Source organism: Micromonospora sp. NBRC 110037 (assembly GCF_001652995.1).
Taxonomy (GTDB): Bacteria; Actinomycetota; Actinomycetes; order Mycobacteriales; family Micromonosporaceae; genus Micromonospora; species Micromonospora chalcea.
Genome location: NZ_BBVA01000002.1, coordinates 1026436 through 1047509 on the forward strand (window position 1 = coordinate 1026436; position 21074 = coordinate 1047509).

The 21074-nt window shown below is 73.7% G+C and carries 15 protein-coding genes; 11 read left to right on the plus strand and 4 right to left on the minus strand.

Translation table 11 applies throughout. The features are described 5' to 3' along the window. Nucleotides 1-49 precede the first annotated feature (49 nt). The 9 genes from A4R25_RS03680 to A4R25_RS03720 all read left to right on the plus strand — a co-directional run bounded on the left by A4R25_RS03680 (nt 50) and on the right by A4R25_RS03720 (nt 12143). Nucleotides 50-1246, plus strand: coding sequence for a glycosyltransferase (locus tag A4R25_RS03680; RefSeq protein ID WP_064445605.1), 1197 nt, complete (start codon nt 50-52; stop codon nt 1244-1246). A gap of 48 nt (nt 1247-1294) precedes the next feature. Further along, nucleotides 1295-2272, plus strand: a complete 978-nt coding sequence (locus A4R25_RS03685) for a daunorubicin resistance protein DrrA family ABC transporter ATP-binding protein (RefSeq protein ID WP_043323273.1) — start codon at nt 1295-1297, stop codon at nt 2270-2272. A 23-nt stretch (nt 2273-2295) separates the two neighbouring features. After that, nucleotides 2296-3060 (plus strand): ABC transporter permease, encoded by a 765-nt coding sequence (locus tag A4R25_RS03690; RefSeq protein ID WP_030499122.1) that lies wholly within the window; start codon nt 2296-2298, stop codon nt 3058-3060. Nucleotides 3061-3181: 121 nt separating this feature from the next. Beyond that, nucleotides 3182-4834: a class I adenylate-forming enzyme family protein gene (locus A4R25_RS03695; RefSeq protein WP_082930905.1), complete on the plus strand. Its 1653-nt coding sequence runs from the start codon at nt 3182-3184 to the stop codon at nt 4832-4834. A 44-nt stretch (nt 4835-4878) separates the two neighbouring features. Beyond that, entirely contained in the window at nt 4879-5355 is a 477-nt protein-coding gene (locus tag A4R25_RS03700) for a hypothetical protein (protein WP_064445606.1), read from the plus strand. A gap of 347 nt (nt 5356-5702) precedes the next feature. Further along, nucleotides 5703-6701, plus strand: coding sequence for a glycoside hydrolase family 11 protein (locus tag A4R25_RS03705; protein ID WP_064445607.1), 999 nt, complete (start codon nt 5703-5705; stop codon nt 6699-6701). 133 nt (nt 6702-6834) lie between these two features. Beyond that, complete coding sequence (locus A4R25_RS03710) at nt 6835-7263, plus strand: Fur family transcriptional regulator (RefSeq protein ID WP_030499126.1); 429 nt, start codon at nt 6835-6837, stop codon at nt 7261-7263. A 23-nt stretch (nt 7264-7286) separates the two neighbouring features. Beyond that, nucleotides 7287-9563 carry a catalase/peroxidase HPI gene (gene katG / locus A4R25_RS03715; RefSeq protein WP_064445608.1) on the plus strand — a complete coding sequence of 759 codons (2277 nt, stop codon included), beginning with the start codon at nt 7287-7289 and terminating at the stop codon, nt 9561-9563. A gap of 381 nt (nt 9564-9944) precedes the next feature. Beyond that, nucleotides 9945-12143, plus strand: coding sequence for a carbohydrate-binding module family 20 domain-containing protein (locus A4R25_RS03720; RefSeq protein WP_064445609.1), 2199 nt, complete (start codon nt 9945-9947; stop codon nt 12141-12143). Nucleotides 12144-12196: 53 nt separating this feature from the next. On the opposite strand, the gene A4R25_RS03725 is transcribed toward A4R25_RS03720, so the two are convergent. Then, a complete protein-coding gene (locus tag A4R25_RS03725; RefSeq protein WP_043323284.1) occupies nt 12197-12718 on the minus strand; it encodes an RICIN domain-containing protein in 522 nt (173 codons plus the stop codon). A 194-nt stretch (nt 12719-12912) separates the two neighbouring features. On the opposite strand from A4R25_RS03725, the gene A4R25_RS03730 reads away from it, so the two are divergent. Next, on the plus strand, nt 12913-15687 hold the full coding sequence (locus A4R25_RS03730; protein WP_064445610.1) for a LuxR family transcriptional regulator: 2775 nt from the start codon (nt 12913-12915) through the stop codon (nt 15685-15687). Here A4R25_RS03730 and A4R25_RS03735 read toward each other — a convergent pair. From A4R25_RS03735 to A4R25_RS03745, 3 genes are all read right to left on the minus strand, one after another. Then, the gene (locus A4R25_RS03735) at nt 15615-16832 is read right to left on the minus strand and encodes an MFS transporter (RefSeq protein ID WP_064445611.1); all 1218 of its coding nucleotides are present in this window, start codon (nt 16830-16832) and stop codon (nt 15615-15617) included. The two genes, A4R25_RS03730 and A4R25_RS03735, sit on opposite strands and share 73 nt — an antisense overlap. A gap of 76 nt (nt 16833-16908) precedes the next feature. Continuing rightward, the gene (locus A4R25_RS03740; RefSeq protein ID WP_082930906.1) at nt 16909-17382 is read right to left on the minus strand and encodes a hypothetical protein; all 474 of its coding nucleotides are present in this window, start codon (nt 17380-17382) and stop codon (nt 16909-16911) included. A 74-nt stretch (nt 17383-17456) separates the two neighbouring features. Further along, nucleotides 17457-18269, minus strand: a complete 813-nt coding sequence (locus A4R25_RS03745; RefSeq protein ID WP_231915420.1) for a hypothetical protein — start codon at nt 18267-18269, stop codon at nt 17457-17459. Nucleotides 18270-18379: 110 nt separating this feature from the next. Here A4R25_RS03745 and A4R25_RS03750 point away from each other — a divergent pair, with 110 nt between their 5' ends. Beyond that, the gene (locus A4R25_RS03750) at nt 18380-21058 is read left to right on the plus strand and encodes a cation-transporting P-type ATPase (protein ID WP_064445612.1); all 2679 of its coding nucleotides are present in this window, start codon (nt 18380-18382) and stop codon (nt 21056-21058) included. Nucleotides 21059-21074 lie beyond the last annotated feature (16 nt).

Here is a 21074-nt window from a genome sequence, read left to right on the forward strand (position 1 = left end):
TCAGATCAGTGACGCCGATGGATGTCAACGCGCGTGCGATCATATCGACGTGGCTCGCTTCCTGTTCGTCGTCCTGCCGGTGGAGTCCCATCTGAACGCGCCGGTCGCCATCGCCCAGGAGCTGGAGGCGGCCGGGCACGAGGTGGCCTGGGTCGGGCCGCGCAGCGACCTGCGCCCGCTGGTCGGCCCGGACGCCACGCTGTTCCCCACCGGCAAGCGCTACTACCGCCCCGACGACGCGGCCGGGATGGCCTCGGTGCGCAGCCTCTGGGAGGGGCACGTGCTGCCCGCGAACCGGTTCATCCGCGACGCCGCCGACGCCGCCGTCGAGCGGTACCGGCCGGACGTGGTGGTGGCCGACCAGTACGCGCTGGCCGGCGCGCTCGCCGCGCACCGCCGCGGGCTGCCGTGGGCGACGTTCTGCGTCGGCATGCTGGAGCTGACACCGCCGACCGAGGAGATGCCCGAGTTCACCGGCTGGGTGGACGCCCAGGTCCGCCGCGTGTGGGCGATGACCGACCTGCCCGTGGACGAGACGATCGACCTGCGCTTCTCGCCGTACCTCGTGATCGGCCTGACCACGACGGCGCTCACCGGCCCGGCGCCGCTGCCGCCGGGCTGCGTGCTCACCGGGCCGGCGCTGGGACGGCGGCCGAACGCGCCCGCGTTCGCCTGGGAGGCATGGGATCCCGGCCGCCGGCACGTGCTCGTCACGGTCGGCACGATGGCCGAGCACCTCGCCGCCGACTTCTACCGGCGGATGACGGCGGCGACCGCGCCGCTCGCCGACCGGGTCCAGGTGATCCTCACCGCCGGCGCCGGACTGGTGCCCGACCCGCCGCCGCACGTGCTCGTCGCGCCCCGGGTGCCGGTGCTCGCGCTGATGCCCCGGCTCGACGCCCTTGTATCGCACGGCGGGCTGGGCACCGTGTCCGAGGCGCTGGCCCACGGTGTGCCGGTGGTGGTCGCGCCGATCCGGCACGACCATCCGGCGGTGGCGCGGCAGGTGCGCCGGGCCGGCGCCGGACTGGAGGTCTCCTTCGGCTCCGCGACCCCGGCGGAGCTGACCGCCGCGCTGAGCGCGGTGCTCGACGAACCCGCGTACCGGGCGGGAGCGCGCCGGGTGGGGGAGTCGTTCGCGGCGGCCGGCGGCGCCCGCGCGGCGGCGGCACGTCTCGCCGTGTTGGCACGCACGGCTCCCGACACTGACGCATCGACCGTTGTCCAACCGTCGGGGCCGAACTAGCCTGACCTGACGCACCCGCGCCGGCGTCGCGCCGCACGAGGAGGCTCGATGATCGAGGCCACCGGCCTACGCAAGTCCTTCCGGGTCGGACGTGGCCGCGGCGCCACCACTGTCGAGGCGGTACGCGGCGTCGACTTCGCGGTCCGGCGCGGCGAGATCGTCGGATTCCTCGGCCCCAACGGCGCGGGCAAGTCCACCACGCTGCGGATGCTCGCCACGCTGATCCGGCCCAGCGGGGGAGCGGCCACCATCGCCGGGGTCGACCTGCTGCGCGCGCCCGCGCAGGTGCGGCGGCGGATCGGCTTCGTGGCGCAGGCCAGCGGCACCTACGACGACTCGACCGCCCGGCGGGACCTGGTCCTCCAGGCCCGGATGCACGGGCTGTCCAAGTCGGTGGCGCAGGAACTGGCCGCCGGGGCGATCCGCGCGTTCCAGCTCGACGACTTCGCCGACCGCAAAATCAAGACGTACTCGGGCGGGCAGCGCCGCCGCCTCGACGTCGCGCTCGGCGTCATCCACTCGCCGCAGGTGATGTTCCTGGACGAGCCGACGGCGGGGCTCGACCCGCCCAGCCGGGTCCGGATGTGGCAGGAGGTACGGCGGCTGCGCGAGGAGGGCATGACCATCTTCCTCACCACGCACTACCTGGACGAGGCCGACAGCCTCTGCGACCGCGTCTCGATCATCGACGCCGGGCGGATCGTGGCCGAGGGCACCCCGTCGGCGCTCAAGCGCGAGATCTCCGGCGACGTGGTCGCCGTCGACTTCGCCGCCGCCGACGTCGCGGACGAGACCGGCGGCGACCTGCCGGCCGCGACGAAGCTGCTGGCCGAGGCGCCGTACGTGCACGCGGCCGAGCCGGTCGACGGCACGCTGCGGCTCTACGTCGACAGCGCCGCCACGGCCATCCCGCAGGTCATGCGGGCGCTCTACGACCGGGGCATCGAGCCCGGCGCGATCGAGGCCCGCCGGCCCAGCCTCGACGACGTGTTCCTGGCCAAGACCGGCCGGTCGCTCGCCGAGTGACCGGACGCCGAGAGGAGTACGGCGTGAAGCTCGTCCGCGACACCTGGCTGATCTTCCAGCAGGAGGCCGGCCTGATGGTGCGCAACCCGGTGATGGTGGCGTTCAGCCTGGCCCAGCCGATCACCTACCTGATCCTCTTCGCGCCGTTCCTCAAGGTGGTGATGGTCGACCGGGGCGCCTCGACCTACGCCGACGCGTACCGCATCTACGTACCCGGCCTGTTCGTGGCGATGGGCCTGTTCGGCGGCCTGTTCGCCGGTTACGGGCTGCTCAGCGCGCTGCGCGCGGGCATCATCGACAGGTGCCGGGTGACGCCGGTGAGCCGGACCGGCCTGCTGCTGGGCCGGGCGCTGATGCACGTGTGCCTCAACGTGGTGCAGGCCATGGTGGTCACGCTCGTGGCGCTGCCGTTCGGCCTGCGGGTGCACCTGGCGAACCTGCTGGTGTCGTACGCGCTGCTGTCGGTGATGGTGCTGCTGAGCACCTCGATCTCGTACGACATCGCGTTGCTGGTCCGCAACGAGAACAGCCTCGGCGTGCTGGTGAACACCGTCGGGCAGCCGGTGTCGCTGCTGGCCGGCGTGCTCATCCCGCTCGTGCTGGCGCCGATGTGGATCCAGCGGGTCGCGGTGTGGAACCCGTTCGCCTGGGCCACCGACGGCATGCGGGCGTTGTTCGCCGGCCAGATCACCCAGAGCGTGGTCTGGCAGGGCGCGCTCATCATGTCCGGGCTGGCCGCGGCGAGCCTGTTCTGGTCGTCGCGGCTGTTCAACCGCGACGTCTCCTGACCGAGCGTACATCGAGCATTGTCTCAGCGTGGCGGGCGCTCTAGCCTGATCGTGTCCCCGCCCGGCGGCCGGTACGCCGCCGGCGCGGCCGTGACGTGTGTCAGCTGAGGAGGCGACTCGTTTGGGTGCCGACAACTTCCGCGCGACGCTGGCGGCCGACATGGAGCTGGGCGCGGGCAACGTGCTGCTCCGGCTGGCCGAGCACGGCGCCGACATGGACATGCCCCGGGTGACGTTCGACGTCGACGTCGACGGCATCCCCGCCTGGACGCCGCTGTCGCTCGCCACCCTGACCGAGCGGGTCGCGGCGCGGGCGGCGTGGTTCCGGGCGCGCGGCGTCCGCCGGGCCGACCCGATCGCGGTGTACGTGACCTCGGCGCCGGACGTGTTCCTCAACTTCCTGGCGCTGACCTGGCTCGGCGCGATCCCGGCGCTGATGAACGGCAACATGCCGATCGAGCTGGCGGCCGAGTTCGTGCGGCGGCTGCGCGCCGCCGGGGTGGTGGTCGACGCCGACCACGCCGCCCTGGCCGGGCACGACCTCGGCGCGCCGGTCCTCGGCGACGCGGCGCAGACCGGCGCGGGCGACCCGGCGCAGGCCCCGCCGCACCACCGGCACCACCCGCAGGACCCGGTGGTCATCACCCACTCCTCGGGCACCACCCGGGTGCCGGCGGCGATCGTCCACTCGCACCACGGCCTGTTCGCCGCGATCCGCGCGGTCCGGCTCACCGAGTCCCGGCCGTACGGCGAGGTGCGGGAGATGTCCGCGCTGCCGGCCGCGCACGCCGCCGGCATCATCACGCTCAACCAGGCGCTCTGCAACGGCTACCAGCTGCTGTGCCTGTCCGCGCAGGGCGGCCCGTTCGCGCGCAGCGCCGAGACGATCCTCTCCGCGATCGAACGGTGGCGCCCCACCGGCGTCTTCGGCTTCGCGGTGACCTGGTCCGAGCTGGCCCGGGTCGACCTCACCACCCGCGACCTCAGCTCGGTGCGCAACTGGTTCAACACCGGAGACTGCGCGCACGAGTCGCACGTACGCCGGCTGGTCGCGGTCGGCAGCCATCCCACGTACACCCGCGACGGCATGGTGGACGCCCCCGGCTCGAAGTTCGTCGACATGCTCGGCTCCACCGAGATGGGGCACGGCGCGTTCCGGATCACCCACCGGCTGGGCAGCGACCGGTACGACCGCTGTGTCGGCAAGCCGTACCCGTTCGCCGAGATCGCGCTGCTCGACGTGGAGACCGGTGAGGAGGTAGCGCCGGGGCAGGTGGGGCACGTCGGCCTGAAGTCGCCGACGCTGGCGCTCGGGTACTGGAACGACTCGGTCACCACGTACCGCACCCGGCTGGGTGGTTACTACCTCACCGGCGACCTGATGTACCGCGACGAGGCCGGCGACTACCACCACGTCGACCGGGCCAGCGACGCGGTCGACCTGGGCGGCGGGACCTGGCTGTACACCGCGCTGTCCGAGGAGCGCGTCCTGCGGCACTGCCCGGACGTCCGTGACTGCACTGTGGTCGCGGCGGCGGCCGAGGACGGCACGACCGTCACCGACGTGCTGCTCCTGCTCGCCGAGGACGCGGATCCGGCGCGCGACCGCACCGACCGGGTCCGGGCCGCGCTGGGCCCCGCGGTGGCCGCGACGCTGCGCCGGGTGGTGACAGTCCCGGACGGCGACGTGGTCATGGGACCCACCGGCAAGGTCCGCAAGTTCCTGATGCGACAGCGCCTGCTCGCCGGAGCCGCGGCGCCCGGCGCCGGCTGAGCGGGGGAGATCGACACCTGGCGCGGCCGTGCCAGAATCTGGCCGTGTCCTACCTCCCCTCGCAGCCGTACCCGCCGATGCACGGCGTCGTCCCGCTGATCGCCTACCCGCACCCGATCGCCCCGCCGCCGGGCTGCGGAGTGCTCGTGGTCTCGGTGAACCGGGGGCCGTACATGATTCCCGCGCCGGTCACCAGCCGCTTCAAGATCGACCGCCAGCTGGTCGCGATCCCGGGCGAGGGCACGTGGCACGTCGCCGCCCCGGCCGGCGGGCACGACGTCCGCTACACCGACTTCATGGGCGTCCCGCTGATGACCACGTCGCTCATGGTCCAGCCGGGAGCCGCCCACCACCTGGTGTTCCGCTTCGGCGGTTGGCGCAACCGGGTCCACGACGGGTACGGCACCGACGTGACGCGGTTCGGCCTGTGGTCGAACTACTCGGTCGCCCTCGTCACGCTCGTCGTCGGCGGGCTGGCCTGCTGCGGCGTGTTCGGGGTGATGCTGGGCTCGACCGGGTAGCGGCGCCCGGCGCGGGCCCGGCCTTGATCCGGAAAGCCGCCGAAACTTCCGGTCACCATCGCTTACTCGGCTCGTTCAAAAGACCCCCGGCGGGGCTGCGGCAGCCGCACGCGGCGGCGCTAAGCCCTATTTGTGCTACTTCGGGTTTCCACAACATTTCCGGAACTTGTTGACACGGAGAAATGAGCCTCCAATACTGTGGCCATCGGCGTATCTCGATTGACGTCGATGTCCGTCCACCGCCGTGGCGCGCAGTCGCCCGTCCCGCCGTCCACCAGCGGACGGCCACATGCGGCTCGTGCCACCCGGCTGGCCGCGCCAGCCGGTCACAGGGAGGAAACCCGTCCATGAACGACGCCCCCGTCCGCACGGGCAACCGCAGGCGCGGACGCCTCCGGATGCTCTTCGGCGGCGCCTGTGCCGTGGCGCTGATCGCCGCCGGGACGACGGCGGTCACGTCCGGCCCGGCCTACGCCGACACCACCGTCACGTCGAACTCGACCGGCACCAACAACGGCTACTTCTATTCCTTCTGGAAAGACAGTGGCAACGTCTCCATGACCATGGGCAACGGTGGTCAGTACAGCACCCAGTGGAGCAACATCAACAACTTCGTCGCCGGCAAGGGCTGGAACCCGGGCGGCCGCCGCACGGTCAGCTACTCCGGCAGCTTCAACCCGTCCGGCAACGCGTACCTGACGCTCTACGGGTGGACCCGCAACCCGCTCGTCGAGTACTACATCGTCGACAGCTGGGGCAGCTGGCGCCCGCCGGGCAGCGGCTACATGGGCTCGGTGTCCTCCGACGGCGGCACGTACGACATCTACCGCACCCAGCGGGTCAACGCCCCCTCGATCGAGGGCACGCGGACGTTCTACCAGTACTGGAGCGTCCGGCAGTCGAAGCGCGTGGGCGGCACCATCACCGCCGGCAACCACTTCGACGCCTGGTCCCGCTACGGCATGAACCTCGGTTCGCACGACTACCAGATCCTCGCCACCGAGGGCTACCAGAGCAGCGGCAACTCCAACATCACGATCGGCGGGACCAGCGGTAACCCGACCACCCCGCCGCCGAACAACGGTGGCTGCACGGTCAGCGTCAGCCGGGCCGAGGAGTGGGGCGACCGGTTCAACGTGACCTTCTCGGTCAGCGGCACCAGCAACTGGGTCGTCAGCATCCAGACCCAGGGCGGCCAGAGCCTGCAGAACAGCTGGAACGCCTCGGTCAGCGGCACCAGCGGCACGCTCACCGCGCGTCCCAACGGCAACGGCAACAACTTCGGCATCACGCTCTACAAGAACGGCAACAGCAACACGCCCACCGCGAGTTGCTCAGCCGCCTGAACCCTCTTCCGGGGAGGGGGTGCCGCGCCAGGCGCGGCACCCCCGTTTTCGTGTGCGCGGACGGCCGCGGTGGCGGCCGACACACCTGGGCAGAAACTTGATTCATTCCAAAAGACCGGGCTAAGGTCGTCGCATGACGGCCGACTTCGAGACGCAGCTCCGGGCGGTCTCGTTGCGGGTGACCCGGCCCCGGCTGGCGGTGCTCGCGGCGTTGCGCGACCACCCGCACGTCGACACCGACACCGTGATCGCGCTGGTCCGCGCGGAGCAGCCCACCGTGTCCCACCAGGCGGTCTACGATGTGCTGCGGGCCCTCACCGACGCCGGGCTGATCCGGCGCATCCAGCCGGCCGGCGCCACGGCCCGCTACGAGTCTCGGGTGGGAGACAACCACCATCACGTCGTGTGCCGTTCCTGCGGCGCCATCGCCGACGTCGAGTGTGCCGTCGGCAGCGCCCCCTGTCTCACCGCCTCCGACGACCACGGTTTCGTGGTGGACGAGGCGGAGGTCGTCTACTGGGGCGCCTGCCCCGGCTGCGCGGCCGACCGCACCGCCCAGTGATCCGCCAGTTCGGAAGGAAACAGATGAGCGACACCCAGGACAACCGGCCCGTCAGCCCGCAGGGCGTGGACGCGAAGGAGGCGGCCGGCTGCCCGGTCGCGCACGACTCCGTGACCGCGCACGGCAGCGAGAGCGAGAACCCGGCGATCGACTCGCCGACCCCGAAGACCGGCGGTCGTCCGCGCAGCAACCGTGACTGGTGGCCCAACCAGCTCGACCTGTCGGTGCTGCACGCCCACTCGGACAAGGGCAACCCGCTCGGCCCGGACTTCAGCTACGCCCGGGAGTTCGCCAAGCTCGACGTCGAGGCGCTCAAGCGGGACATCACCGAGGTCCTCACCACCTCGCAGGACTGGTGGCCGGCCGACTTCGGCCACTACGGCGGCCTGATGATCCGGATGAGCTGGCACGCCGCGGGCACCTACCGCATCGAGGACGGCCGCGGTGGCGCCGGCGACGGCGGTCAGCGGTTCGCCCCGCTGAACAGCTGGCCGGACAACGCCAACCTGGACAAGGCCCGCCGGCTGCTCTGGCCGGTCAAGCAGAAGTACGGCCAGAAGATCTCCTGGGCCGACCTGCTGGTGCTCGCCGGCAACGTCGCGCTGGAGTCGATGGGCTTCAAGACCTTCGGCTTCGGCTTCGGCCGTGAGGACGTCTGGGAGCCGGAGGAGATCTTCTGGGGCCCCGAGGACGCCTGGCTCGGCGACGAGCGCTACGCCTCCGAGAAGGAGATGGTGGCCGGCGTCGGCGCGACCGAGATGGGTCTGATCTACGTCAACCCGGAGGGCCCGCGCGGCAACGCCGACCCGCTCGCGGCGGCGCACTTCATCCGCGAGACGTTCCGCCGGATGGCGATGAACGACGAGGAGACCGTCGCGCTGATCGCCGGCGGCCACACGTTCGGCAAGACCCACGGCGCGGGCCCCGCCGACCAGCACGTCGGCCCCGAGCCGGAAGCCGCGCCGCTGGAGGCGCAGGGTCTGGGCTGGCTCAGCACGTACGGCGAGGGCAAGGGCGGCGACACGATCACCAGCGGTCTCGAGGTGACGTGGACCGACAAGCCGACGCAGTGGTCCAACCGGTTCTTCGAGATCCTCTTCGGCTACGAGTGGGAGCTGACCACCAGCCCGGGTGGCGCCAAGCAGTGGGTCGCCAAGGACGCCGAGGCGATCATCCCGGACGCCCACGACCCGTCGAAGAAGCACAAGCCGACGATGCTGACGACCGACCTGTCGCTGCGCGTCGACCCGGCGTACGAGAAGATCTCCCGCCGGTTCCTGGAGAACCCGGACGAGTTCGCGCTGGCGTTCGCCAAGGCCTGGTACAAGCTGCTGCACCGTGACATGGGCCCGGTCAGCCGCTTCCTCGGCCCGTGGGTGCCGGAGGCCCAGCTCTGGCAGGACCCGGTGCCGGCCGTCGCGCACGAGCTGGTGAACGACGCCGACGTCGCCGCGCTCAAGGCGAAGGTGCTGGAGTCCGGTCTCACCACCGCCCAGCTGGTCTCCACCGCCTGGGCCTCGGCCGCGAGCTACCGCTCCACCGACAAGCGCGGTGGCGCCAACGGCGCGCGGATCCGCCTGGAGCCGCAGCGCAACTGGGAGGTCAACCAGCCCGAGCAGCTCGCCACCGTGCTGGCCACGCTGGAGGGCATCCAGCAGGAGTTCAACGCCGCCGGCGGCGCCCAGATCTCCCTCGCCGACCTGATCGTGCTGGCCGGCTCGGCCGCTGTCGAGCAGGCGGCGCGCGACGCGGGCGTCGAGCTGACCGTGCCGTTCCACCCGGGGCGTACCGACGCCACCCAGGAGCAGACCGACGTCGAGTCGTTCCGGGTGATGGAGCCGCGCGCCGACGGGTTCCGCAACTACCTGCGGCCGGGCGAGAAGACCCAGCCGGAGGTGCTGCTCGTCGACCGGGCGTACATGCTGAACCTGACCGCGCCGGAGATGACCGTGCTGGTCGGCGGTCTGCGCGCGCTCGGCAACAACGTCGGCGGCGCGTCGCACGGCGTGCTCACCGACCGGCCCGGCGTGCTCACCAACGACTTCTTCGTCAACCTGCTCTCCCCGGGCACCCGGTGGAAGGCGTCGGAGTCCGAGGAGCACGTGTACGAGATCCGGGACCTGGCCACCGACCAGGTCAAGTGGACCGCCACCGCGGTCGACCTGATCTTCGGCTCCAACTCGCAGCTGCGGGCCCTCGCCGAGGTCTACGCCAGCGACGACGCGCGGGAGAAGTTCGTGCGTGACTTCGTCGCCGCCTGGACGAAGGTCATGGAGCTGGACCGCTTCGACCTGGCCTGATCCGCCGTCTCCGAGCGAGCCCCGGTCCGTCGCGCCGCGACGGACCGGGGCTCGTCCCGTGTCCGGCGGGTGTCGGGGATCAGCGGCGCACACCCGGCCCGCAAACGTTGGAAAATCTGCTCAGAAGTTGCGGTCGTCCCGCGAAGCGATTTGTTTCGTCCCGAGCGTCGGGATCCTGGTCGAGCGCCGGATTGCTCGGTCCAGCGTGGATCGCCGCTGGTGGTCGGGGATCTGACCCCGCTCGTGTTGCCTGCGGGTTTCGAAAACTTTGCCGCAAGCTCTTGCAAAGACTTTCATGGATGGCGCATGGTGTTCGCTACCCGGGACGGCCGCCCCACCCCCCGCTCACCCTTTCGAACCCACGGAAGAGGTCCCCCAACCATGCTTTCCGTCAGGCCACACCCCCGTGGCCGTGCCGGTCGCCTGCTGCTCGCCGCCGCGCTCGTCGCGGCGGGCGGCACGGTTGCCGTCGCGGCTGCCACCACCACCGCCGCACCCGCCCGCGCCGCCGTCGTACTCAACGACAGCGAGGTGACCGCCAACCTCTGGGAATGGAACTGGACCTCGGTCGCCGCCGCCTGCACCGACCACCTCGGACCGGCCGGCTACGGCGCGGTGCAGGTGGCACCGCCGCAGGAGTCGGTGAAGCTGCCCGCCAGCGCCGACGGCGCCTACCCGTGGTACGAGGTGTACCAGCCGGTGTCGTACAAGCTGGACAGCCGGTTCGGCAACCGCCAGCAGTTCGCCGCGATGGTCACCGCCTGCCACAACGCCGGTGTGCGCGTCTACGTCGACGCGGTGGTCAACCACATGGCCGGCACCAACAACCCGGCCGGTACGCGCGGCTACGCCGGCACCGAGTTCTCCGGCTACAGCTACCCGGCCGTGCCGTACGGCGACGGCGACTTCCACCGCCCCGGCGACAACTGCCCGACCGGCGGCGCCATCAACGACTGGAACAACGAGGCCCAGGTGACCAGCTGCGAGCTGCTGTCGCTGTCGGACCTGTACACCGAGAAGGAAGCGGTCCGGAACAAGATCGCCGCGTACCTCAACGACCTGATCGGGCTCGGCGTCGACGGCTTCCGGGTCGACGCGGTCAAGCACATCCGCAAGGACGACTTCGCGGCCATCCTCGGCAAGCTGAACAACACGGTCGTCGAGGGCCGGCGTCCGTATGTCGCGCAGGAGATCTTCGACGGGGCGAGCAACTCCGCGCTGCAGGCCCGTGCGTACATCGCCAACGGCGACGTGCTCGACTTCGCGTACGCCAAGGGCATCCGCTCGGCCTTCCAGGGCTCCATCTCGGCGCTGGCCAACGTGCCGAACTGGAACCTCGACGCGCCCGGCGCCAACGTCTTCGCCATGGTCACCAACCACGACCTGGAGCGCGACGGCGTGGTGCTGTCGTACAAGAACGGCACCGACTACGTGCTGGCCAACTACTTCGCGCTGGCCTACCCGCACGGCAAGCCGTCGGTCTACGACAGCTTCACCTGGTCCAACCGCAACCAGTCCCCGCCGCACGACGGCACCGGACGGGTCACCGACACGGTCTGCGGTGCCGCCTGGACCTGCCTGAGCCGCACCACCGGCGTCAAGGGCATGGTCGGCTGGGCCAACGCCGCCCGCCCGGTGAAGACCGTCTCGGACTTCACCACGGTGAACAGCAACGTGATCGGCTTCCACCGGGGCGACCGGGCGTGGATCGGCATCAACGACTCCGGCTCCGCCACCACCGCCACCTTCACCACCGGGCTCGCCGACGGCCGGTACTGCGACGTCATCTCCGGCGTCGCCACCGGCAGCGGCTGCACCGGCTCCACGGTGACCGTGTCCGGCGGCCGGGCCACCGTGACCCTCCCGGCCAACGACGCGGTCGCGATCCACGTGAACGCCCGGCCGGGCGCGAGCCCGTCCCCGTCGGCCTCCCCGACCGTGTCGCCCTCGCCGACCGTGTCCCCCACGGTGAGCCCGGGTGACCGGATCGCCACCACGTTCACCGTCACCGCGAACCTGGCCGCCGGGCAGGACGTCCGCGTCGTCGGCAGCATCCCCGCGCTCGGGTCGTGGACGCCCGCGAGCGGCGTCAAGCTCACCGCGCAGGGCGGCGGCGTCTACCGTGCCACCGTCGACCTGCCCCGGTCCACCGCGGTGGAGTACAAGTTCGTCAAGCTGACCGCCGCCGGCGCGGTCACCTGGGAGTCCGGCGCGAACCGGACGCTCACCACGCCGGCCACCGGCACGTACGCGGTGACCGAGACGTTCCGCGGTGACACCGTCTCCACGGCTGTGGCCACCACGTTCTCCGTCACCGCGACCACCGCCTACGGGCAGAACGTGTTCGTCGTCGGCAACATACCGGCGCTCGGCGGCTGGAACCCGGCCGCCGCCGTCGCGCTCTCCTCGGCCGCGTACCCGGTCTGGCGGGCCACTGTCGACCTGCCCGCGAACACCGCTGTCGAGTACAAGTACGTCAAGAAGAACCCGGACGGGACGGTGACCTGGGAGTCCGGCGCGAACCGGACGCTCACCACGCCGGCCGGCGGCACCCGGGCCGTCACCGACACCTGGCGCTGACGATCGTGCGGCCCGTCCCCCTCACCCCTGGGGACGGGCCGCATCCGCGCCGGTCAGACCGCCGCGAACGACCAGACCTGGGCCGGGTTGCCGAACCCGGTGCAGCGGTAGATCTGGACCGTCGCGCCGTCGGCGTCCGATCCACTCCGCACGTCCATGCACCGGCCACCGACCTGCGACTTGATCTGGTGCACCCCCGCGAACGAGTTCGGGTCGACCGTCCACTTCATGCTCGACGTGCCGGTGCAGGCCCACTGCTGCAACGGCGTGCCGTCGGCGTTCACCCCGTTGCGGACGTCCACGCACATGCCGCTGAACTGGTTGACGAACGTGTAGGTGTCCCTGCCCACCGGCGACCAGCGCTGCACGGCCTGGCCGTCACAGGTGCGCTGCACGACCCGGCCGCCGAGCGACGACGGGGCGCCGGACCGGTCCACCTCCAGGCACTTGCCGCTGCCGTAGTTGACGATGGCGTAGTGGCCGCTGGCGGCCTGTGCCGGCGGGCCGTACGCCACCCCGAACCCGGCGGCGAGCAGTCCCGCCGCCAGCACCCCGGCCGCTCTCTTCCCGATCATGGTGTCTCCCCTCGGAGTCGTGTCGTCGTCCCGGATCCGCCGGTGGTCACCGGCCGGACGACTGGGGAAGACGCTAGGGAGCCGCGACGGCACCCGGATCCGGGTTCCTCCTAGTCGACGAGGCCGCGCGGGCACCCTGTCGGGTTCGCGTCGCGCCCGCCCGGACGGACCACACCGGCGGCTAGCGTGCGGTCATGGGCAGCGGTCCGGCGCCGGCCGGTGCCGTCGGCACGGCCACGGACACCGGTGATGACGCCCTGCTCGGGCGCGCCGACGAGTGCCGGCGGCTCGGCGCGTTGCTGGCCGACGCGGTCGACGGTCACGGCGGCGCCCTGGTGCTGCGCGGTGCGGCAGGCGTGGGCAAGACGGCGCTGCTGGAGCACTGTGCCGCCCGGTCCACCGGGATGCGGGTGCTGCGCGCCACCGGCGCGCCGTTCGAGGCGGACCTGCCGTTCTCCGCGCTGCACCAACTGGCGCGGCCACTGCTGCACCGGCTCGGCGATCTGCCCGCGCAGCAGGCCGACGCGCTGCGTACCGTATTCGCCATCGACGGCAGTTCCCGTCCGGTCAACCGGCTCGCCGCGTACGTGGCGACGCTGAGCCTGCTCACGACGGCGGCCGAGGACACGCCGGTGCTCTGCCTGGTCGACGACGCGCACTGGATCGACCCGGCCTCCGCCGAGGCGTTGCTGTTCACCGCCCGGCGGCTGCTCGCGGACCGGGTCGCCGTCGTCTTCGCGGCCCGCGACGCCCCCGCGTTCCCCGCGCCCGGCCTGCCGGAGCTGCCGCTGACCGGTCTGGCGCGCGACGACGCGATCCGGCTCGCCATGCGCGCCGGCCTGGACCGCCGGGTGGCCGCCGACCTGGCGGCGGCCACCGCCGGCAACCCGCTCGCGCTGACCGAGCTGCCGGCGACGCTGTCCGAGGAGCACCGCAACGGGTGGCTGCCGCTGCGGGAGCCTCTCGTGCTCGTCGAACGCATCGAGACGACCGTCCTGGCGCACGCCCGCGGGCTGCCCGACGACACCTGGCGTGCGCTCGTCGCCTGCGCGGTCACCGAGGTCACCACCCCGGCGCTGCTGGAGCGGATCCTGGTGGCGGACGGGCTGCGTCTGGGCGTGCTGGACCCGGCGGTCGACGCCGGGCTGATCCGGGTGACCGACCGTGAGGTGACGTTCCGCCACCCGCTGACCCGCGCCGCGGTGCACTCGGTCGCCGGCCCCGGCCGGCGGCGGGCCGCCCACCTGGCGGTGGCCGCCGCGCTCACCGGCGACGACACCGCCGACCGCCGGGCCTGGCATCTCGCGGCCGCCACCACCGTGCCCGACGAGGGCGTCGCCGCGTTGCTGGCCGACTCCGCCGAGCGGGCGCAACGCCGGGGCGGCGTGGTGGCCGAGGCACGCGCCTACGAACGGTCCGCCCGTCTCACCCCGGACCCGGACGTACGCGCGTCCCGGCTCGCCGCCGCGTCGCGCGCCTGGGCCAACGCCGGCGCGAGCCGGCACGCGATCACGCTGGGGGAGGAGGCGATCGGACTGACCCGGCGCGCCGACCTGCGCTGCCGGGTCAAGCCGTTGCTCGCCCACCTGGCGCAGCAGCACGGTGACACGGCGGGCGCCGAGGCGTACCTGGCCGACGCGCAGGCGTACGCGCAAGCGGATCCGCTCGGCGCGGCCCGGCTGATGAGCGCCCGCGTCAACCAGTTCTGGGCGCGGCTGGACGTCACCGGCATGGTGCCGCTGTGCGCGCGGGTGGCCGAGCTGGCCGCCGCGGACGCGGGCGCGACCTGGCCGAAGGGCCCGATCCGGCTGGCCGCGGCACAGGTGCTGGCCGGGCTGCCCGAAGGGGTCGCGTCGGCCCGTGCCCTGGTCGCCGCCTGCGCCGGCCACGCCGACGGCTCGGCGGCGGAGCTGGCCGAGGTGTTCTGCTGGCTCGGGGACCACGACACCGCGCGGGCGCTGCTGGAACCGGAGATCGACCGGGCCCGTGCCGCAGACGACGTGTTCCTGCTGGCGTACGCCCTGCCCCGGCTCGCCGGGCTGGAGTGGCGCACCGGCCGGCTGCACGCGGCGTACCAGGCCGCCGCCGAGGCGGTCCGGATCGCCGAGCAGGTGGCGCTTCCGGTGCTGCGGGCGGAGGCGCTGGCCGCGCTGGCCCTGGTGGAGGCGCTGCTCGGCGAGGAGCCGGAGGCGCTCGCGCACGTCGGGGACGCCCGCCGGCTCCTGCCGGGCGAGTTTCGGGAGATCGAGGTCCGGCTCCGCTACGCCACCGGGATCGCGGCGGCGGTGGGGGCGCGCTGGCAGGACGCCGTGACCGAGCTGGAACGGGTCCGCCGGGCCCAGCGCGACGGCGGCATCGCCGAACCGGGGTGGCTGCCCGTCGCGGCCGAGCTGGCCGAGGCGTACGCGCACCTGTCCGACCCGCAGCGGTCGGCGCGGCGGCTGCGCGACCTGGCCGGGGCCGGCGGTGCCGCCGCCCGCGCCGCCGCCGCGCGCGTCGAGGGCCTGCTCGCCGGCGAACCGGACCTGGACGAGGTCTTCGCGGCGGCGCTGGCCCGGTGCGATCCCGCCGTCGTCCCGCTGGAACGGGCCCGGACGCTGCTCAGCTACGGGCAGCGGCTGCGCCGGGCCCGGCGCCGCCGGGACGCGCGGGTCCAGTTGCACGCCGCGCTGCGGTTGTTCGAGGCGCTCGGCGCGCAGGGCTGGGCGCGGCGGTGCCGCACCGAGATCGACGCCACCGGCCGGCGGCCGCCCGAGCCCGGCGACCGGACCGTCGACCGGCTGACCGGCCAGGAACGCCTGATCGCCCTGCACGTGGCGGAGGGCCTGACGAACCGGGAGATCGCGGCCCGGGTCTTCCTGTCGCCGAAGACCGTCGAGTACCACCTCGGCAACGTCTACCGGAAGCTTCGGCTGCGCTCCCGGCCGGAGCTGATCCGCCACCTGTCCGGCCCGCCGGCCGCGGGCTGACGACCCGGCCGGGCGGCCGCCAGTGCCGCGGCCAGGCACGCCACGGCGGCGAGTACCAGCGGCGGCCGGCCGCCGACCGCGACCGCCGCCGACCCGAGCGGGATGGCCAGCGTGATCGGGCCGAACATCACCGTGTTCGCCGTCCCGGCGACCCGCCCGAGCATCTCCCGCGGCGTGTACGTCTGCACGGCGGTGACCGCCGCGACGAGCGTCCACGGCAGACCGACGCCGATCACCACCGAGGCGGCGACCGTGCCCGGCCACCACGGCAGGCAGCGTCCCAGACAGCCGGCCGCGAACAGGACCGCGCCGGCGACCCCCACCGTGATCTCGCCGTGGCGGCGGATGAGCCGGCCGACGACCAGCCCGGCGAGCAGCGATCCGCCACCCTGCGCGCCGGCCAGCACGCCGAGGAAGGTGGACGGCAGCCCGAGGCCGGTCACCACCACGTCGTACAGCGCCGCGGTGGTGAAGCCGGACATCGCGATGGACGCCGCCGCGAGCGCCACCGGCACGCGTACCGCCCGCCGGGCCAGGAGCGCGGCCAGCCCGGCCCGCAGCCCCACCGCGGGTGCGGTCGGGGGAGCGGACGCCGCCCGGGCCAGGCGTAACGCGCCGTACAGGGCGGCCACGAGCAACGGTACGACGGCGGCGAGCACCGCGACGACGTGCCCGCCCCGCCACGCGTACAGGCCCGCCCCGGCCAGCGGCGCGACCAGCTTCACGCCCTCCTGCACGCTCGACCGCCAACCGTTGACGTCGGCCAGCCGGGCCGGGGGGACCGCGGCGGGCAGCAGCGCGGTCTCGCCGGCGTCGACGAGCACGTATCCGATCCCGTAGGCGAGCGAGACGGCGTAGATCAGCCACGCCTGGCCGGGCCCGCGCACCGCCAGCAGGCTCAGCAGCGTGCCGGCGAGAGCGAGGTTGACGCCGACCACCAGAGGACGCCGGGGGACCCGGTCGAGCAGGCCGCCGAGCCAAGGGCCGGCCAGCGTCGGGGCGTAGACGCAGAGACCGGCCAGCGCCGCGAGCCCGGTGGAGCCGGTCAGGTCCAGGATCCAGATGCCGGAGACCAGGGCCATGGCGCTGCCGCCCAGCCCGGACAGCAGCGAGACGGCCACGAACAGGACGGCGTTGCGGCGCATGGGTCCCCCGAGAGTTGAGCCAGGAGGACTCATCCTCGGGACCTGAGCCGGGGCGTGGCAACACTTCGGGGCTACGTCAATGTCTTGTTGACAGTGTCGCCGTGATGCGCCCGGCGGCGTCGCGTACCGGAGGCGGCAGCCGGAGTCCGGCCCCGGCGAGATCGTCGGCGAGGTGCGCGGCCAGCGCGTACAGCGGCCCGGCGGGGGCGTCGAGCGCGAGCGCGCAGGTGCGGCGCGTCAACGCCGCGCGGGGGAAGCGCCCGTCCCACGCGCGGTCCGTCTCGATCCAGCGGCGCAGGTCGGCGACCGCCGTCCGCAGCACGGGCAGGTCGGGGGAGCCGACCGGGTCGAGCCGGGTCACGCGGGCCCGCCGGGCCGCCGCGAGACGCTGCCGGCGCTGCTCGGCGGCCTGCCGGCTGCCCAGGCCCAGCGCCCGCGCGATGTCGGCCCAGGTGGCGCCGTCGTGCCGGGCCCGGTCGATCAGGTCCAGCTCGCGGTCGTCCAGCCGGACCCGGGTCGCGGCGATCTCGGACAGGCCGGCCAGGCTCACTCGTCAACGCTACATTGACATGGGCCCGAGAAGGTCAGTCCTCCGGCCGTCGCGCGGCAAACCGGGCCGGTGTCTCAGCGCGGCGGCGAGACGTACAGGCCCGTCCGGCAGCCGGTCTCGCCCGGCTCCAGCCAGATCCGGTCGTACCCGGGAGCCTCGATCTTCCCGGCCGGGGTGCGGACGAGCAGGAGGCAGTCCCGTTCGGCCGGTACGCCGACGGCGGCGACGAGCGCGCCCTCGTGCACCGTCGTGTCGACGGTGATCCAGTCCTGCGGGAACGCCGCCCGCACCGCGCCGGCAAGGGTGTCCGGGGTGGCGGTACGCAGCACGGCGGTGAGCCGCTGCCGCCCGTCCTCGGGCACCTTCGGCACCGGCGCGGCGGTGGGTGGCGAGGGCGCGGCCCCGCTCGGACAGTCGATCTCGTGGTACGTCGTGTAGCGGTAGAGCTGGAACTCGTACCGGTAGCAGCGGGTGGCGTCGCCGGCGCTGTTGCTCGCGCCGCCGACCGACACCGGCGGTCGTTCCGGCACCGTCACCACGAACCGCACGTCGACGGTGGCCCGCTCGTCTCTGGCGGTGCGGCCGGACCAGGCCAGGGCCTCCCGCCGGACCGTCTCGTCATCGCCCAACGCGGTGCCCTGCGGCTGCTGGACGATCTCGGCCGCCGCGATCGACCCGGCGTCGCGGACCCGGTTGCGGTGCCCGAGCTCCGTGTTGAGCTGCTTCGCCTCCGCCGCCGCGACGTCGCGCGCCAGTTCGTCGCCGCTCTCCTCGCCGAATCCCCTTCCGCATCCGACCGACGCGAGCAGGAGCACCGCGAGCGCCCAGCGGACCGGCCGGTGACGGGACGGGGGTGTCGGGCCGGCGGCGCTGCGTGTCCGGTTCACCGCACGGACGTTACCGACGAGTCGGACGCCGCGCTGCCCCGTACCGCGGGGGCCGTTGGTCCCGGGTCCGACAGGCCCTCGGCCCTGCGAGCCGCGCCCGCGCACCCGGCATGCTGGGAGTGCCCGGCGCGGGCGGCGACGACATGGAGGGCAATGTGGTGATCAACGGCGGGCAGGGCACGGTGACGCCCACCGAGATCTCTCCGGCCCCCGCGACCGGGCTCGGCTCGGCCGAGGCGGCCGCCCGGCTGCGCGCCGACGGGCCGAACACGGTGGCCGCGCCACGCAAGCGCGGGCTGGCCGGCCGGATCTTCCGTCAGCTCACCGACCCGCTGGTGGCGCTGCTGCTGGCCGCCGCCGTGGTGACCACGCTGCTGCGCGACTACCCCGACACCGCGGTGATCGTGCTGGTCGTCCTGATCAACACGGCGATCGGCGTGGTGCAGGAGGTACGCGCCGACCGGGCGGTGGCGGCGCTGGACCGGCTCGCGGCGCCGACCGCGCGGGTGGTCCGCGACGGCCGTGACCTCGTGCTCCCCGCCGCCGACCTGGTCCGGGACGATCTGGTCCGGCTGGAGGCCGGCGACGTGGTGCCCGCCGACCTGGACCTCACCGACGCGGTACGGCTCAGCCTGGACGAGTCGGCGCTCACCGGTGAGTCGGTGGCGGTGACCCGGGTCGCGGGGGAGGAGGCGAGCGCCGGCACGGTGGTCACCACCGGCCGCGCCACCGGGACCGTGGTACGCACCGGCGCGGCGAGCGCGCTGGGCCGCATCAGCGCCCTGGTCGCGGCGACCCGCCCGGCGCCCACCCCGCTGCAACGCCGCCTGTCCTCGCTCGGCCGCGTGCTCGGACTGACCGCCGTGGTGCTCTCCGGGCTGGTCTTCGCACTCGGCGTGTTCGACGGACGCCCGGTCACGCAGATGGCGGTCACCGCGGTGAGCCTCGTGGTGGCGGCCGTACCGGAGTCGCTGCCCGCCGTCGTCACGCTCGCGCTCGCCCTGGGCGCACGCCGGATGGCCGGCAGCCGGGCCATTCCCCGGCGGCTGCACGCGGTGGAGACCCTCGGGTCGGTCACCGTGATCGCCTCCGACAAGACCGGCACGCTCACCGAGGGCCGGATGGCGGTGCAGCACGCGGTCGTGCCCGGCCGCGACCGCTACGCCGTGACCGGCACCGGCTACGCGCCCGACGGCGAGGTGCGCCACCGGGGCGAGCCGGTGAGCGCCCCGGACGAGCTGCGCGCCCTCGCCCGCGCCGGGCTGCTCTGCAACGACGCCACGCTGACCCCGCCGACCGGCGAACGGCCGGAATGGACAGCGATCGGCGACCCGCTGGAGGCCGCGCTCGTCACGTTCGCGGCCCGCTGCGGTCTGGACCCGGAGACCACCCGCGAGGCCTGGCCCCGGGTCGCGGAGGCCCCGTTCGACCAGGACCTGCGCCGGATGACCACCGTGCACCGCCGCTGCGACGGGCGCTACCTCGTGGTCTGCAAGGGCGCGCCGGAGAACCTGCTGGCCCCGCCGCTGATGGACGCCGGCGCCGAGGAGCTGGCCGAGCTGACCGATGCCGCGCACCGGCTCGCCGCCGAAGGGCTGCGGGTGCTGGCGGTGGCCTCGGCCGTGGTCGACACGCTGCCGGACCCGGCCCGGCCGACCGGCCTGCGCCCGCTGGGCCTGGTCGCGGTCGGCGACCCGCTGCGCACGGCGGCACCCGGCATCGCGGCGGGCTTCGAGCAGGCCGGCATCCGGCTGGTCCTGATCACCGGCGACCACCCGGCGACGGCCGCCGCCATCGGCGGCCGGCTCGGGCTCTGGCGCGACGGCGACCCGCTCGCCAACGGCGACGACGGCGACCCGGGCGGCGCCCACCCCGACACCCGGGTGTACGCGCGGACCCAGCCGGAGCAGAAGCTCGACATCATCGCCGGCCTTCAGGACCGGGGACACGTCGTGGCGATGACCGGCGACGGCGTCAACGACGCCCCGGCGCTGCGCCGGGCGGACATCGGCGTGGCGATGGGCGGCGGCACCGAGGTCGCCCGGCAGGCCGCCGACCTGGTGCTCGTCGACGACGACCTGACCACCGTGGCGACCGCCATCGGCGAGGGCCGCCGGATCTACGACAACATCCGCCGGTTCCTGCGCTACGCGCTCGCCGGCGGGGTCGCCGAGATCGCGGTGATGCTGCTCGGACCGCTGGTCGGCCTGCCGGTGCCGCTGCTGCCGGCGCAGATCCTCTGGATCAACCTGCTCACCCACGGCGTACCCGGGGTGGCGCTGGGCGCGGAGCCGGCCGAGCCGGGCACGCTGCGCCGCCGTCCCCGCTCGCCGCAGGAGTCCGTGCTCGGCGGCGGCCTCGGCCGGGACGTGCTGGTCACCGGCGCGCTCATCGCCGCCGCGACGCTCGGCGCCGGCGTGTGGGCCGCCGCGGCGGACCGACCGTGGCAGTCGGTGGTCTTCGTGGTGCTCGGCCTCGCCCAGCTCGGCGTGGCGCTGGCCGTCCGCGCGACCCGGGCGCCCGGCTCGCGGGAGCACAACCGCGCCCTGCCGGTGGCGGTCGCGATCTCCGCGGTCCTCCAGGTCGCCGGCGTGCTGCTGCCGCCGCTGCGCGAGCTGCTCGGCACGTCCCCGCTGAGCGCGCTCGACCTGCTCGCCTGCGCCGCGATCGGCGTCCTGCCCGGGCTGGTGCTGCGGCTGACCCGCCGCTCCGGCACGGCCGACGGGACCGACGGCCCTCGCGCCGGGACCCAGGACCCTGCCCGGCCGGCCGCCGGACGGGCAGGCTGAGGACAGTGAAGGAGGC